Consider the following 560-nt stretch of genomic DNA (forward strand, 5'->3'; position numbering starts at 1 on the left):
AACCGCCCATCGCAGGGGTTTATTCCGGCCGTTCCTAGAGTAGGGTTCCGCGCGCCACAATGACGGCGGGGCCGCTGAGTTCCACGTGCTCGCGGCCGTCTTCAGCAGTCAGGAAACGGACCCCGACGACGCCGCCGGGCACCGTGACCGCCCAGTCGTTCGGGGCATCCCGGCCGGCCCAGAAACGGATGGCAACGGCTGCTGCGCAGGCGCCGGTGCCGCAGGAAAGGGTCTCCCCCACACCGCGCTCATGCACGCGCATGGTCAGCAGACCCACGCCGTTTTCGACCAGAGGCTCGGCGGGGACCACAAATTCCACGTTGGTGCCGTTCTCCGGCTCCGGCTGCACGGTGGGCGGAGTCGTCAGTTGAGTGGCTGCGAGTTCGGACAGCTCGGCCAGGGCCACCACGGTGTGCGGGTTTCCCATGCTGACGGACAGTCCGGGGCGCGGAACTTCCAGGCCTTCGGCGTTGACGACGGCGTCCATGGCCTTCGCGGCGGCATGGTCGGGGTAGATGAACTCCCAGGGACCCATGTCCACGGCGTAGCCGCTGTCCACC

General features: G+C 68.2%; 1 pseudogene. It reads right to left on the bottom strand.

The window, feature by feature from the left end:
• Positions 1–34 precede the first annotated feature (34 nt).
• Positions 35–560: pseudogene (locus CXQ90_RS21840) on the bottom strand (diaminopimelate epimerase); the annotation flags it as partial.

The sequence above is a fragment of the Arthrobacter sp. ZGTC131 genome (assembly GCF_002929275.1).
In the GTDB taxonomy this organism is placed as follows: domain Bacteria; phylum Actinomycetota; class Actinomycetes; order Actinomycetales; family Micrococcaceae; genus Arthrobacter.